The sequence below is a fragment of the Cupriavidus necator genome, assembly GCF_040578825.1.
In the GTDB taxonomy this organism is placed as follows: domain Bacteria; phylum Pseudomonadota; class Gammaproteobacteria; order Burkholderiales; family Burkholderiaceae; genus Cupriavidus; species Cupriavidus necator_E.
This window is the reverse complement of record NZ_JBEFLI010000013.1, coordinates 1-14,925: the sequence shown is the minus strand read 5'-3', so window position 1 is coordinate 14,925 and position 14,925 is coordinate 1. Positions and strand designations below refer to the sequence as shown.

Annotated in this window: 5 protein-coding genes; 1 reads left to right on the top strand and 4 read right to left on the bottom strand. The window is 70.1% G+C overall.

Annotation, left to right across the window (positions count from 1 at the left end; genetic code table 11):
• Positions 1-166 precede the first annotated feature (166 nt).
• Entirely contained in the window at positions 167-967 is an 801-nt protein-coding gene (gene fhuF / locus AB1I47_RS09175) for a siderophore-iron reductase FhuF (RefSeq protein WP_354683431.1), read from the top strand.
• On the opposite strand, the gene AB1I47_RS09170 is transcribed toward fhuF, so the two are convergent.
• The 4 genes from AB1I47_RS09170 to AB1I47_RS09155 form a co-directional block, all read right to left on the bottom strand.
• Positions 909-1,103 (bottom strand): hypothetical protein, encoded by a 195-nt coding sequence (locus AB1I47_RS09170; RefSeq protein WP_354683430.1) that lies wholly within the window; start codon positions 1,101-1,103, stop codon positions 909-911. The two genes, fhuF and AB1I47_RS09170, sit on opposite strands and share 59 nt — an antisense overlap.
• Positions 1,100-2,260 carry a PepSY-associated TM helix domain-containing protein gene (locus AB1I47_RS09165; protein ID WP_354683429.1) on the bottom strand — a complete coding sequence of 387 codons (1,161 nt, stop codon included), beginning with the start codon at positions 2,258-2,260 and terminating at the stop codon, positions 1,100-1,102. The genes AB1I47_RS09170 and AB1I47_RS09165 overlap by 4 nt, the downstream gene beginning before the upstream one ends.
• Positions 2,261-2,323: 63 nt before the next feature.
• A complete protein-coding gene (locus AB1I47_RS09160) occupies positions 2,324-4,540 on the bottom strand; it encodes a TonB-dependent siderophore receptor (protein WP_354683428.1) in 2,217 nt (738 codons plus the stop codon).
• 91 nt (positions 4,541-4,631) lie between these two features.
• Positions 4,632-14,925 (bottom strand): amino acid adenylation domain-containing protein (locus AB1I47_RS09155; protein WP_354683427.1); only part of this gene is annotated, 10,294 nt, incomplete at its 5' end.

Sequence of the window (14,925 nt, the reverse complement as noted above, 5' to 3'; positions counted from 1 at the left end):
ATTACTGACCGGATGACGTGCGGCCGCGGCGGAAAGTTAGCGGCGCGCATCGATCATCGCAGGGCGCGCATCACGCCATGGCATCGCGCCACTAACTTCTTGCGCCCGGCATTCGTCATCCGTCGTGCAGGCCGGCATGTCGCCCCGGCCATCGCATCAGACCTCGATGATCGCTTTGCTCGCCCCGTTCTTTGCCGGACCGCTACGCCCGTTCGGCGAGCGCCTGGCCATTGCCGGCGAGGGCGCCGTGCAGCCATCGCCGCTCGCCGCGGCCGCGCTGGACCGCCAATGGGCCGCCGGATGCCTGGACCGGTCGGCGCGGACGCTGGGTTGCGATGACCGGCGCGCGCTGGCAGCGGCATGGTTCCGCGACTACACGCTGGCGGTGCTGCCGGGCGCGCTGGCCGCGGCGGCGCTGCATCGGCGCAGCCTGCCGTTCGGTCATCCCGGCGTGAGCTGGCATGGTGCCGCCGATGGGCGCCTCGCCAGCCTGGTATTACCCGATGCCGGCAAGCCGCAGCGCGCCACGCTGGCGGCACAGCTGGCGCCACTGCTGGACGGCCACCTGCCGCAGGTGGTGGCGGCGCTGGCAGCGGCTGCCCGGGTGTCGCCGCGACTGCTCTGGTGTACCGGCGGTGTCGCCGCTGCCGGTGTGGCGCGGCAGCTCGCCGCCCATCCGGCGCTGGCCGCCCCCCAATATGTGGAAAGGCGCGCCGAAGTCCTGGCGTGGATCGAACATGCCGTCTCCGCCGATGGCTTCGCGAATCCGTTCCACGGTGCGTTCCGGCCGGGTGCCGGGCCGGAGGCGCCCGGCGTGGTGCCGGTACGGCGCAACTGCTGCCTGAACTACCGGCTGCCGGGCGAGGGGCAGTGCGGCACCTGCCCGCGCGTGGCGGGCGCCCGTGCGCTTAACGCCGTGGGGAGTGGCCTCGCTCCCGCCACTGCCGCCGCAGCCACCACGCCGTAACCGCAACCGGCACGCCAAGGCCGACCCAGCACAGCGCATCCCACGCGCCATCGCCAAAGATGCCTGCCGCAAGGCCGCCCAGGGACAGCACGCCCAGCAGGACCGGCATCGGCCAGGTGTTGTCGGTCAGCTTCATGCCTGGTCTCCAGACAATTGCTGCGGCAGCGGTGCGCGCACATCGTCGCGGCTGCGCCGCGGCCGCTTCAGCCAGAAGATGAAACCGGTCACGGTGGCGCCCGCCGTGATCACGGTCAGCAGCGCCCACAGGATCTGCAGCGGCCTGCCGGCGTAGTCGCCGAAGTGGAACGGCGCCGACAGCAGCAGCACCTGCAGGTACCACGGCATGCCGCGCACCGCCGCCACGCTGCCGTCGCCGGCATCGACCAGCACGATCGCATAGACGCGCTTCTGCAACTCGGTATGGCCGCGCAGCACCACGCCGTAGTGGCGCCCGGTCGAGAACTCGGTGTTCGGATAGAACACGAAGGCCGGGTCCTTGCCCGGCACCACGCGGTCGGCGGCAGCCAGTGCGCGGTCCACCGGCACCAACGCCGGCGGCGTCGGGCCCGGCAGCGTGGCGATCAGGTGCTGCAGCTCGGTCTTCTGCCAGAGCCCGATGATCAGCGGCGAGAACGACAGGAACGTGCCGGTCAGTCCCACCACCAGCGCCCACACCATCACCACGATGCCGAACAGGTTGTGCAGGTCCGCCTGCACCACGCGCACCGGCTTGCCGAAGCGCACCAGGCCGAAGGCCAGCTTGCGCATGAACGGCCCGTAGAGCACCAGCCCGCTGATCAGGCTCAGTGCGAACAGCACGCCGATCAAGCCGATAAAGAACTGCCCGGGCAGGCCCAGGAACAGGTTCAGGTGCAGCTTGAGGATAAAGCCGCTGAAGGTCTCGCCGGGCGGACCGGGCTTGCGCGGCGCGCCGGTGGCGGCGTCGAACTGGATCGTGGTGCCGTTGCGCAGCTTCGGCTCGCCGGGCGGGCCAACGCGCACGCCGACGGCATCGGCGTCGTCCTCGGCAAACGAGATCGACTTGGGCACCTGTCCCGGCTGCGCGGCCCGCGCCGTATCGACCAGCGCCTGCAGCGGCGGACGCTGTGCCGGCACGGCGGCGGTGCGCTCGGCGGACACCAGGCCGTGGTGTTCCTGGCCCAGCAGCGCATCGATATCTTCGTGGAAGATCAGCAGCAGGCCGGTGACGCACAGCACCAGCAGGTTCAGCGTGCACAGCAGGCTGGTCCAGCGGTGGATCGCGTACCAGATGCGCAGCGTGGGGGCTTTCATGTTTTTCTCCTGCAAGGCGGCGCCGCGCCCGCCCGGGCTCCGGACAGGGGCGGCGTGCGCTGCTTACCAGCGGTAGGTCACCGTACCGATGATGGTGCGGCGGCGGCCGTAGTAGCAGTTGGTGGCGCTGTCGCATGCGGCCACGTAGGTCTTGTCGAACAGGTTGTTGACGTTCAGGCGCAGCGTGTAGTGCCGGGCAAACGAATAGCTCGCGGCCAGGTCGACCAGCGTGAACGCCGGCACCTCGGTCACGTTGGTCTGGTCGTAGGTCTTGCCCACGTAGCGCACCCCGCCACCGACCCAGACACCGGCCAGGAACCCGCCGGACAGCCGATAGTCCGCCCACAGCGATGCCATGTGCCGCGGCACGTACTGCGGCGTCTTGCCGGCATTCGGCGCGTTCGGGCCGGCCTGTGTGACCTCGGCATCCGTGTACGTGTACGACGCCAGGATGTTGAAGTTGGGCGTGACCGACCACGTGCCTTCCAGTTCCACGCCGCGCGAACGCACTTCACCTAGCTGCGACTGGAAGCCGCTCACCGGCGACGTGGTCAGCACGTTCTGCTGCGTCAGGTTGAACAGCGACAACTGGGCGAAGCTGCGGCTGCCGGTGGGCTGCCACTTCAGGCCGGCCTCGTACTGCTTGCCGGTGGTGGGCTGGGGCGTGCCGCCGCCAAACAGCGGCACGGCCGTCGCCGGCTCGAACGACGTCGAATAGCTCAGGTAGGGCGACAGCCCGTACGGCCCTTCCCACAGCAGGCCGGCGCGCCCGGTGAACTTGCCGTCGTCGCTGCCGGTGCGGGCGAGGGCATTGGTCGCGATCGTGCGCGTCTGCGTGCTGACCTTGGCCTTGTCGTAGCGGCCGGCGAGCTGCAGCACGAAGCGGTCCGCAATCCGCACCATGTCCTGCAGGTAGAAGCCGATCTGGCTGCGCGTGGTGTCGGCGTCGGTCTGGTAGTTCGGCGCGACGAAGTTGCCGTACACCGGATTGAAGATGTTCAGCGGCGGCTGCGCGGCCGGCGTGCTGCCCGTCAGGCCCAGCAGGCGGTCGAACGTCGAGCGCGAGTAGTCGATACCGGTCAGGATGGTGTGGTCGAAGATGCCGTGCTTTACCTTGATCTGCGCCTGGTTGTCGACGGTGAACAGGTTGAACGACTCGTTCGAGCGCAGGCCGATCCGCCGCAGCAGGTACGGGCCGTTGGGCGGGTTCGCGACCAGGCCGCTGTTGCCGCCGATATTTTCATAGCTGACGTACATGTGGCCGTAGCGCAGGTTCTGGCGCAGCGTCAGCGTATCGTTCAGGCGATGCGAGAACTCGTAGCCCACCATGTACTGTTCGCGCTTGAAGCGGTCGAAGCCGGGTTCGCCGGTGAACAGGTCGGTCGGGATTTTCGAGCCGTTGGCCAACGGCGTGATGGTGCCCAGTGCCGGCAGGAAGTTGGCGCTGTTGCCGGCATTGTCGTGATAGATCTGGGCGTAGGCGGTGAAGCTGGTGGCATCGGTGGGGCGCCACGTGATCTGCGGCGAGATGAACAGCCGGTCGTCGCCGGCCATGTTCGTCTGCGTCCCGCTGTCGCGTGCCAGCGCGGTCACGCGGTACAGGACCTTGCCGTCCTTGTCCAGCGCGCCGGTGAAGTCGCCGGACACCTCCTTGCGGTCGTAGTTGCCGAAACTGAGGTTGATCTCGTTGGCGGTCTCCGCTTGCGGCCGCTTGCTGATCTGGTTGATCAGCCCGCCCGGGGAGGTCTGGCCATACAGGACCGACGACGGGCCGCGCACGACGTCGACGCGCTCCAGGCTGTACGGCTCCAGCTCCCAGCCGCCGTAGCCGCCGGATGCCGGCAGTTTCAGGCCGTCCCAGTACTGGCTGTTCTGGGAAACGGTGAAACCGCGGATCATGTAGGTGCTGCGCCGCGTATCGACGATCGGCTCGGTACGCACCCCCGCGCTGTAGCGCAGGGCTTCCTCCACGCGCTGCGCCCCCTGGGCGCGCATCTGGTCGGCGGTGATGACGCTGATCGACTGTGGCGTGTCTTCGATCGGCACATCGGACTTGGTGGCGGATACCGACTTCTTTCCCGCCGGTCCGTAGTTCTCCGCGTTGTCGGCGCGCACGCTGACGGCGGGCAACTGGACCTCTGCGATGCCGGCCGCTGCCGTGGTGCCGCCGCTTTGCGCATACGCTGCCTGCATCGATACAGCCAGTGCCAGCGCCGTCAGCGCGAATGGTTGGCGGCAGTGCTGGGCCTGACCCGACCCGCCCGTCTTACCCCGGTACATATTCCTCCTGGATTTCGGCGTATTGATTCGTGCCGTATTGTAAATGCAAATCATTGTTATTTGCGTTAAGGCGATGTCTGCAAATGGCCTACTACGTTGGAAGGGTTGCGGCACCGATTTCCGGGTGTCGGGCGGCGGCATCCGCGTCCGGGGCCCCTCCCAGGCAGGCGGCGAGCTGGGCCAGAAGCCGCTTGTCGCGCACGATTGCATGGTGGTCGACGCCGTCGAGCACGGTCTCGTGGCGGGGCGCGCCCTGCCAGCCGGCCAGCCGCGCGGCAGCGCCTTCGCGGCCGGCGCGCCACCAGACCGCGCGTGGTGCGCTGACTACAGGCACTGCCTGTTGGGCCGCCGCCAGCGCGCCAAGGCGATGCGCGGCAACGAACATCTGCGCGAGCTCGTCGGCGCCTAGCCCTCCCTGCGTCGCCGAGGCGTCGGCCACGAGCGGGGCGAGCAGCGCGCGCACGGTATCGGCATCCGGCTCCGCGCCGGTGTTGTCCGGCAGCGCCAGCGGTCCGGCACCGGGCAGCAGGCGGGTGGCGAACGCCGCCAGCGCGGCTGGCCAGCCCGGCGCTGGTTGCGATTCGCCTGAGTCAGGCTGCCGTGGCTCTGGTACGAAGGGATCGAACAGGCCGAGCCACTGGACCGTCTGCCCCTGCGCTTCCAGCTCGCGCGCCATCAGCGTCGCCAGCGTGGCGCCCAGCGACCAGCCCAGCAGCAGATACGGCCCCTGCGGCTGCACCGCGCGCCATTCGCGCACATAGTCGGCCGCGATCGACGCCAGGGAAGCGTCGCGCCACGCGGGGTCGGCCAGCGCGCGCGACTGCAAGCCATAGACGGTCCGCTGCGCGCCCAGTTGCGCGACGATCGCGTCGTAGTCGAACAGCGTGCCGAGTGCGGCATGGACGCAGGCAACCGGCGGCAGCGTACTGCCCGCCGGCCCTTGCGCAAGCACGCGCAGCGCAGTGACTGGCGCCGTTGCGGCCGCCTCGCCAGCGGGCAACAACTGGCCGATGGTGGGCGTCCGCATCAGGTCGCGCAGCTTCAGGTCCAGCCCGAGCGCCTTGTTGGCCCGTACACGCGAAATCACCTTGAGGCTCAGCAGCGAATCGCCGCCGAGCGCGAAGAAGTTGTCATCGAGGCCGATGCGCCCGACGCCGAGCACGTCCTGCCAGACCTGTGCGAGCCAGCGTTGGGCCTCGGTACGCGGCGCGACGTACTGGTCGGATGTTTCCGCTCCGGGTGCGGGCAGGGCGCGGCGATCGAGCTTGCCGTTGGGCGTCAGCGGCAGGGCGTCGAGGACGACAAAGACGGCCGGGACCATGTAGTCGGGCAGTTCTGCAGCGAGCGCCGTGCGCAGCGCGGCGATATCGACCGTGGCGCCGGAAGGCACTACATACGCCGCCAGCCGCGCCCCGGACGGCCCCTCGACCGCCAGCACGGCCGCGTTTCCCACACCTGGCTGCGCCAGGATGCGTGCCTCGATCTCACCCGGCTCGATGCGGAAGCCCCGGATCTTGAGCTGCTGGTCGATGCGGCCCAGGTATTCGAGCTGGCCGTCGGGCAGCCAGCGGGCCAGGTCACCGGTGCGATAGAGCCGCGCGCCATCGTCGGCGAACGGATCGGGCACGAAGCGCTCGGCGGTCATCGCGGCGCGGTTCAGGTAGCCGCGCGCCAGCCCTTCGCCGCCGATATAGAGCTCGCCCGCCACGCCAGGCGGCACCAGGTTAAGCTCGGCATCGAGCAGATAGCAGCAACGGTCGCCCACCGGGCGTCCGATCGGTGCGTAGGTGCCGGGGAAATCGGCTTCCGGCGCCTCGGCACGGACCTTCCACACCATCGGCGTGACCACGGTCTCGGTGGGCCCATAGCCGTTGATGAAGCTTCGCGGCGCCAGCGCGCGACGCGCCTGGGCGAAGGCGCTGCGCGGCATCGCCTCGCCGCCGAACGAGTAGAGCGAGACGTCTGGCCGCTCACCGCTTTGCTCGCAGTATTCGGCCAGCTGGCGCAGGTAGGCCGGCGGGAAGCCGGCGTTGGTCACGCCGTGGCGCGTCATCGCCGCGGCGGTCTGCTCGGGCGTCCACAGGGCGTCGTCGCGCAGCACCAGCGAGCCGCCGCCGGCGAGCGCGCAGAGCCAGCGCTCATGCGCGCCGTCGAAGGCGAACGACAGGAAGTGCAGCTCGCGTGAATGGATGCCCATCTCGTAGGCGTCGATGGTGGCCGCCACATGCATGGCGAGCGGGCCGTGCGAGACGCAGACGCCCTTGGGCCGGCCGGTCGAGCCCGAGGTGTAGATCACGTAGGCGAGCTGGTCGGGATGCACGGCCACTTCGGCCAGTGGCGCCACCTCGGCACTGACCATGTCGAGCATCAGCACCGGCAGCGACGCCGGTGCGGGCAGCGCATCGAGCAGCGCCGGTTCAGTGACCAGCAGTCGGATCGCGCTGTCCTCGAACAGATAGGCCAGCCGGTCCTTCGGATAAGCCGGATCGAACGGCACATAGGCCGCGCCGCTGCGCAGCACGGCCAGCAGCGCCACGAGGATGTCAGGCGAACGGGACAGCGCGATGCCGACGCGGTCCTCGGCGCCGATGCCGCGCGCATGCAGCACGGCGGCGAGGCGGTCGGCACGGTCGAGCAGTTCGCCGTAGCGCAGCGTCTGCGCGCCGCAGACCACGGCGACGGCATCGGGCCTGGCCGCCGCGCGGCGGGCGATGCGGGCGTGCGCCGGCAGGCCGTCGTCGGCCGGCGCAACACCATGGCCCAGTGCCAGCAACGCGGCCTCTTCATGCTCCGTCAACAGGCCCAGCGCACCAACGGTCTGCCCCGGCACCGTGCCGATGGTTTCCAGCAGCGCCATCATCTGCGCACGGATCCGCTCCACCTGCGCGGCGTCGAATGCGCGCCGCATATAGGTGAAGCTCAATTGCAGGGTCTGCCGCAGGCTGACCTCGACGTCCATTTCGTATTCGGTCAGGCCGGTGCTGCCTTGCGTCTCGAAGCGCAGGCCGCTGCGCGTGGCCGACTCCAGCGCGTCCTCCAGCGGGAAGTTCTCGAACACGAGAATGCTGTCGAACAGCCGCTGGCCGGCCTGGCCGCCCCAGCGCTGGATATCGGACAGCGGCGTGTGCCCGTGCTCGCGCGCGGACAGGTTGAACGCCTGCAGTTCGCGCAGCCAGTCGCCCAGGTCCTGCTCGGGCCGTGGCGCGGCCAGCACCGGCAGCGTGTTGATAAACAGCCCCAGCATCTGCTGGGTGCCCGGCACTTCGGCGGGGCGGCCGGCCACGGTGGCGCCGAATGCGACGCGCCGCTGGCCCGTGTAGCGCTGCAACAGCAGCAGCCAGGCGGCCTGCACCACCGTATTGATCGTCACCTTCTGCGCGCGGGCATAGGCGGACAGGCGTTCGGTCAACGCCACGCTGCACGCATGCCGCAGCAGCCCGTAGCCGTCGCCGGCGGCGGGTGCCGGCAGTGCCTGCGCCAGCCGTGTGGGCGTATCGAAACCATCGAGCTGTGCGGCCCAGAACGCCTGTGCGGCATTGGCATCGCGTTGCTGCAGCCAGCCGATGTAGTCGGCAAAGCGGCCATTGGCCACCGCGACCGTCTCGCCGGCATAGCGCTGGAGCACTTCGCCCAGCAGTTGCGACGTGCTCCAGCCATCGAGCAGGAGGTGGTGAACGGTCCAGACCAGCTGGTGACGTGCGGCGCCGGTGCGCACCAGCGTCAGCCGCATCAGCGGCGGACATTCCAGGTCGAAGCCGCGCGCGAGATCGGCGGCAGCAAGCTGGTCCAGCGCGGCCGGCAGCGATGCGGGCCGATGCGCCGACCAGTCCGCTTCGGCCAGCGGCAGCGCCACGTCGTGCGCCACCCATTGCAACGGCTGTTCGCCGCGCTGCAGGAAGCCGGTGCGCAGCGTGTCGTGACAGGCCAGCGCCTCGCGCCATGCCCGCGCGAAGCGTTCCGGATCGAGTCCGTCCACGTCGACGCGAAGCTGGTTGATATAGGCACTGCCGGCATCGGCCCGTGCGACGCTGTGGTACAGCATGCCCGCCTGCATCGGCGACAGCGGATACAGGTCTCGTACCTGCGTGGCGTCGAGGCCAAGGCTGTCGAGCTGGGCTTGCCACAGGCGCGCCAGCGGAAAGTCTTCGCTGCGCAGCGCGGTGCGGCGCTGCACCGATGGCGCTGCGCCCCCGGCGGCCTGGCCTTCGAGCGGGGTTAGCACGCCGGCCACCTCGGCCAGCGTCTGCCGTTCGAAAAGCTGCTTCGGCGTCAGCAGCCAGCCCAGCGCGCGCAGGCGCGCGACGATCTGCAGGCTCAGGATCGAATCGCCGCCGAGCTCGAAGAAGTTGTCGGCCCGGCCCACGCGCGGTACCTTCAGCACCGTGGACCAGACTTCGGCCAGCGTGGCTTCGATGCCTGCCCGCGGCGCCTCGCAGGCGGCCGTGCCGGCAAACTCGGGGGCCGGCAGCGCGCGGCGGTCCAGCTTGCCGTTGGCCGTGACGGGCATCCGCGCAAGCAAGACCAAGGCACCCGGCACCATGTAGTCGGGCAGTGCCTGCGCGAGCCAGTCGCGCAGCGTGGCGAGGTCGATGGCAGCACCGGCTGCCGGCACGAGGTAGGCGACCAGCCGCGCCGGGCCGTCTCCGGTCAGCGCGATCACCACCGCCTCGCGCACGCTGTCGTGCGCCAGCAGCCGCGCTTCGATTTCGCCAAGCTCGATCCGCATCCCGCGGATCTTGACCTGGTGGTCGAGCCGGCCCAGGTATTCGATCTGGCCGTCGGCACGGCGGCGCGCCAGGTCGCCGGTGCGATAAAGCCGTTCGCCGTGTGCGCCATGCGGATCGGCGATAAAGCGTTCGGCCGTCAGCGCCGCGCGGCCGAGATAGCCGCGCGCCAGCCCCGCGCCGCCCAGATAGAGCTCACCGGCAACGCCTGCGGGCACCGGATGCAGCGCGGCGTCGAGCACATGGGCGCCGACGTTGGCGATCGGGCGCCCGATCGGCACGGCATGCCCGCCATCGTCGCGGCAGGTCCAGTGGGTGACGTCGATGGCCGCCTCGGTGGGGCCGTACAGGTTGTGCAGGCCGGCCCACGGCAGCAAGGACATGGTGCGGCGCGCGAGGTCGGCGGGCAGCGCCTCGCCGCTGCAGACGATATGGCGCAGGCTCGCGCATGATGCGGCGACCGTGTCGTCGGCCACGAATGCCTGCAGCATCGCGGGCACGAAGTGCAGCGTGGTGACACGATGCTGCGCGATCAGTGCCGCGATCCGCTGCGGATCGCGGTGGTCGCCGGGCGCTGCCAGCGCCAGCCGCGCGCCCGTCATCAGCGGCCAGAAGAACTCCCAGACCGAAACATCGAAGCTGAATGGCGTCTTCTGCAGCACCGTGTCCGCCGCGGTCAGCCGATACTGCGCCTGCATCCACCAGAGCCGGTTGTGCAGCGCGCCGTGGCGGTTGCCGGCGCCCTTAGGCCGTCCGGTCGACCCGGAGGTATAGATCACGTAGGCCAGGTTCTCGGGCGACAGCAGCGGCTGCGGATTGCCGTCGTCGCCGTGCGCGTACAGCGCGGCGTCGGTCAGGTCGATGGCCGACACGGCGCGGGACAGCGGCGGCATCGCCTCCGGGCGCTGCACCAGCACCGTCGCCACGCCGCTGTCCTCGATCATGTAGGCGAGCCGGTCGGCGGGATAGTCGGGATCGAACGGCACATAGGCGCCGCCGGCCTTGAGGATGGCCAGCAGGGCCACGACCATCTCGATCGAGCGCTCGGCCAGCACGCCCACAGGCACGTCCGGTCCGACGCCTTGCGCGATCAGCCGATGGGCAAGCGCGTTGGCGCGGCGGTTCAGCGCCGCGTAGGTCAGCGCCTGGCCGCCGAAGCACAGTGCCATGGCATCGGGCTGTGCGGCCACGCGGGCTTCGAACAGCCGGTGCACGGGTTGCGCCGGCGGATAGGGCTGTGGGTCGGTGCCCAGCGCGAGCACGGCATTCATGTCCTCGGGCGCCAGCAATCCGATCTCGCCAAGCGGCCGCGCCGCGTCAGCCGCCATCTGGCCCAGCACGGCAAACAGGCTTTGCGCCAGTTGGCGTGCCTGCGGCTCGGCCAGCAGCGCGCGGTCGAAGCGGCAAGTCAGGTGCAGCGTATCGGTGTGCGCGAACAGCAGCGTCAGCGGATAGTTGGTTTCGGCACGATTGCGCACGTCCGAGAAGGCCAGGCCAGCCGGCGTGCGGCGCAGCGCGGCGTCGACGGGGTAGTTCTCGAACACGACGATCGAGTCGAACAGCGCCTGTCCTCCGTGGCCGGCCCAGCGCTGAATGTCGTACAGCGGCGTGTGCTCGTGCTCGCGGGCGGCGACGTTGAGCGCCTGCACTTCGCGCAGCCAGTCGCCCACTGCCCGCTGCGGGCGCGGCGCCGCGATCACCGGCAGCGTGTTGATGAAGAGGCCCAGCATCTGCTGCGCCCCAGGCAGGTCGGCAGGGCGACCTGCGACGGTAGCGCCGAACGCCACGAATGGCTGGCTGGTGCACCGCTGCAGCAGCAACAGCCATGCGGCCTGCACCAGCGTGTTCAGCGTGACCTTCTGCGCGCGCGCGAAGGAAGCCAGCGCGGCGGTTTCGCGGGTGTCGAGCAGATGGTGATGCTCGGCCTGGCCGTGACCATGCCCGGGCGTTGGCAGTGCCGCCAGCAGACGCGTGGGCGCGTCCAGCGGCGCCAGTTGCGCCTTCCAGAAGGCCTCGCTGGCACCGTGGTCGCGCGACTGCAGCCAGCCGATATAGTCGGCGAAGCGGCCCCCCGTGGCCGGCAGTGGCTCGCCGGCATAGTGGCGCAGCACTTCGCCCAGCAGCTGGGCAGTGCTCCAGCCATCGAGCAGCAAGTGGTGGACGGTCCAGACCAGATGGTGGCGGTTGGGCCCGGTGCGCAGCAGCGCCAGGCGCATCAACGGCGGGCGCTCCAGGTCGAAGCCTTGGGCGCGCTGGTTGTCCGCGAAGGCATCGATCGCGGGGGCGTCTTGGCCGGTCCAGTCTTCGGCCAGGACGGGGAGCGTCACGCGCTTCGCCACCCACTGCAGCGGCTGCACGGCGCGATGCAGGAAGCCGCAGCGCAGGCTGTCATGGCGCGCCAGCGCCGCCTGCCACGCGGCGGTAAAGCGCTCCGGATCGATGCCGTCGATGTCGACGCGGAGCTGGTTGGTGTACGCGCTGCCGTGGTCCGAGAACACGCTGTGGAACAGCATGCCGGCCTGCATCGGCGACAGCGGGTAGAGGTCCTGCACTTGCGCGGGATCCAGGCCAAGCGCATCGAGCTCCGGCTGCGAAACGTGCGCGAGCGGGAAGTCGGACGGCGTGATGCCGCTGGTGCCCGACGTGCAATGGGCGACCACGGCCTCCAGCTCCGTGCGGAACGCCGCGGCAAACGCTTCGATCGTCGCGGCGCGGTAGCGGCGGCGGGCGTAGGCAAAGAACAGCGTGAGGCGGCCGTCCAGCACCTGCCCGCTGACCGACAGCGGGTGCGACAGCGGCGTCCCGGGGTCCTGGCTGGCGCCGGTGCTGCCGTCCGACAGCTGCCACGGTCCGTCGTCGGCAAAGCTGGCGTCGAGTTGGCCGAGGTAGTTGAACACGACTTCGGGCCTGGGTACCGCCGCCAGCGCTGCCTGTTGCGCCGGCGTGCCGAAGCGGCGCAGCAGGCCGAAGCCGATGCCATCGCCCGGGACGGCGCGCAGTTGTTCCTTGACCGCCCTGATCGCGGCATCCAGCGGGCCGCTGCCGTCGAGCGCGACCGGGAACATGGTCGTGAACCAGCCGACGGTGCGGCTCAGGTCGAGCGTGTCGTCGACGCCCGCGGCGCGGCCATGGCTTTCGAGGTCGACCAGCACCCTGGACTGGCCCGACCAGGCCGACTGCGCCCGGGCCAACGCCGTCAGCAGCAGGTCGTTGATGCGGGTGCGGTAGGCTGCGGGGGCGCGCTGCAGCAAGGCCTGGGTGAGGTCAGCCGGCAGCGCCAGGATGATGCTGTCGCGTTCGGCAATGGTCAGTTCGCCATCCGGGTTGTCGCAGGGCAGGTGCTGGTCGCATTGCGCCAGCGCCTGCCAGTGCGCCAGTTCGATCGCACGTTCCGCGGCGTTGGCGCGGAGCGCTTCGGACCAGCGCTGGTACGACGCGGTACGTGCCGGCAGCGCGGCCGGCGTGCCTTCCATCCGTTGCCGGTACGCCGTCAACAGGTCTTCCACCAGCACGCGCCACGACACCCCATCGACAACGAGGTGGTGGATCACCAGCAGCAATTGCCACTGTTCGCCGGATTGCAGCGCGACGGCGCGCAGCAACGGGCCATGGGTGATGTCGAGGCTGCGCTGGGCGGCCTCGCAGTGGGCACGATGCTCGGCTTCCGATCCGGCCTTGCGCACCCATAGCAGGTCCGGGCACGTCTCCATGTCCGCGTAGGCTTGCTGCCACGTGCCATCGCGCCGCGTAAACCGCAGCCGCAGCGCATCGTGATGCGCGACGGCATCCGCCAGGGCCAACCGCAGGGCCTCCACGTCCAGCACCTCGCTGCAATCGAGCAGCACGGACTGGTTCCAGTGATGGCGATGCGCTATCGGCGTATCGAAGAAGCCGGCCTGGATCGGCAGCAGCGGCACGGCGCCTGTCGGCACTACGTTGTCGGTGACGGCATCCTGTGCCAATGGCACGGCCACGGCGGCCAGCTCTGCCAGCGTCTGGCGCTCGAAGAGCTGGCGCGGCGTCAGTAGCCACCCGGCCGCGCGGGCGCGCGCGACGATCTGCAGGCTCAGGATCGAATCGCCGCCAAGCTCGAAGAAGTTGTCGGCACGGCCGACGCGCGACAGGCCGAGTACCTCGGTCCAGATCGCTGCAAGCGCGGTCTCGGCCTCACCCTCGGGCGCGACAAATGCGTGCGCGCTGTCGAAGGCCGGCGCGGGCAGGGCGCGGCGATCGAGCTTGCCGTTGGGCGTCAGCGGCAGGGCATCGAGGACGACAAAGGCGGCCGGGACCATGTAGTCGGGCAGTCCTGCGGCGAGCGCCGTGCGCAGCGCGGCGATATCGACCGTGGCGCCGGAAGGCACTACATACGCCGCCAGCCGCGCCCCGGACGGCCCCTTGACCGCCAGCACGGCCGCGTTTCCCACACCGGGCTGCGCCAGGATGCGTGCCTCGATCTCACCCGGCTCGATGCGGAAGCCGCGGATCTTGAGCTGCTGGTCGATGCGGCCCAGGTATTCGAGCTGGCCGTCGGGCAGCCAGCGGGCCAGGTCACCGGTGCGATAGAGCCGCGCACCGGCGTCGGCGAACGGATCGGGCACGAAGCGCTCGGCGGTCATCGCGGCGCGGTTCAGGTAGCCGCGGGCCAATCCTTCGCCACCGATATAGAGCTCGCCCGCCACGCCGGGCGGCACCAGGTTAAGCTCGGCATCGAGCAGGTAGCAGCAACGGTCGCCCACCGGTCGACCGATCGGTGCGTAGGTGCCGGGGAAATCGGCTTCCGGCGCCTCGGCACGGACCTTCCACACCATCGGCGTGACCACGGTCTCGGTGGGCCCATAGCCGTTGATGAAGCTTCGCGGCGCCAGCGCGCGACGCGCCTGGGCGAAGGCGCTGCGCGGCATCGCCTCGCCGCCGAACGAGTAGAGCGAGACGTCTGGCCGCTCACCGCTTTGCTCGCAGTATTCGGCCAGCTGGCGCAGGTAGGCCGGCGGGAAGCCGGCGTTGGTCACGCCGTGGCGCGTCATCGCCGCGGCGGTCTGCTCGGGCGTCCACAGGGCGTCGTCGCGCAGCACCAGCGAGCCGCCGCCGGCGAGCGCGCAGAGCCAGCGCTCATGCGCGCCGTCGAAGGCGAACGACAGGAAGTGCAGCTCGCGTGAATGGATGCCCATCTCGTAGGCGTCGATGGTGGCCGCCACATGCATGGCGAGCGGGCCGTGCGAGACGCAGACGCCCTTGGGCCGGCCGGTCGAGCCCGAGGTGTAGATCACGTAGGCGAGCTGGTCGGGATGCACGGCCACTTCGGCCAGTGGCGCCACCTCGGCACTGACCATGTCGAGCATCAGCACCGGCAGCGACGCCGGTGCGGGCAGCGCATCGAGCAGCGCCGGTTCAGTGACCAGCAGTCGGATCGCGCTGTCCTCGAACAGATAGGCCAGCCGGTCCTTCGGATAAGCCGGATCGAACGGCACATAGGCCGCGCCGCTGCGCAGCACGGCCAGCAGCGCCACGAGGATGTCAGGCGAACGGGACAGCGCGATGCCGACGCGGTCCTCGGCGCCGATGCCGCGCGCATGCAGCACGGCGGCGAGGCGGTCGGCACGGTCGAGCAGTTCGCCGTAGCGCAGCGTCTGCGCGCCGCAGACCACGGCGACGGCATCGGGC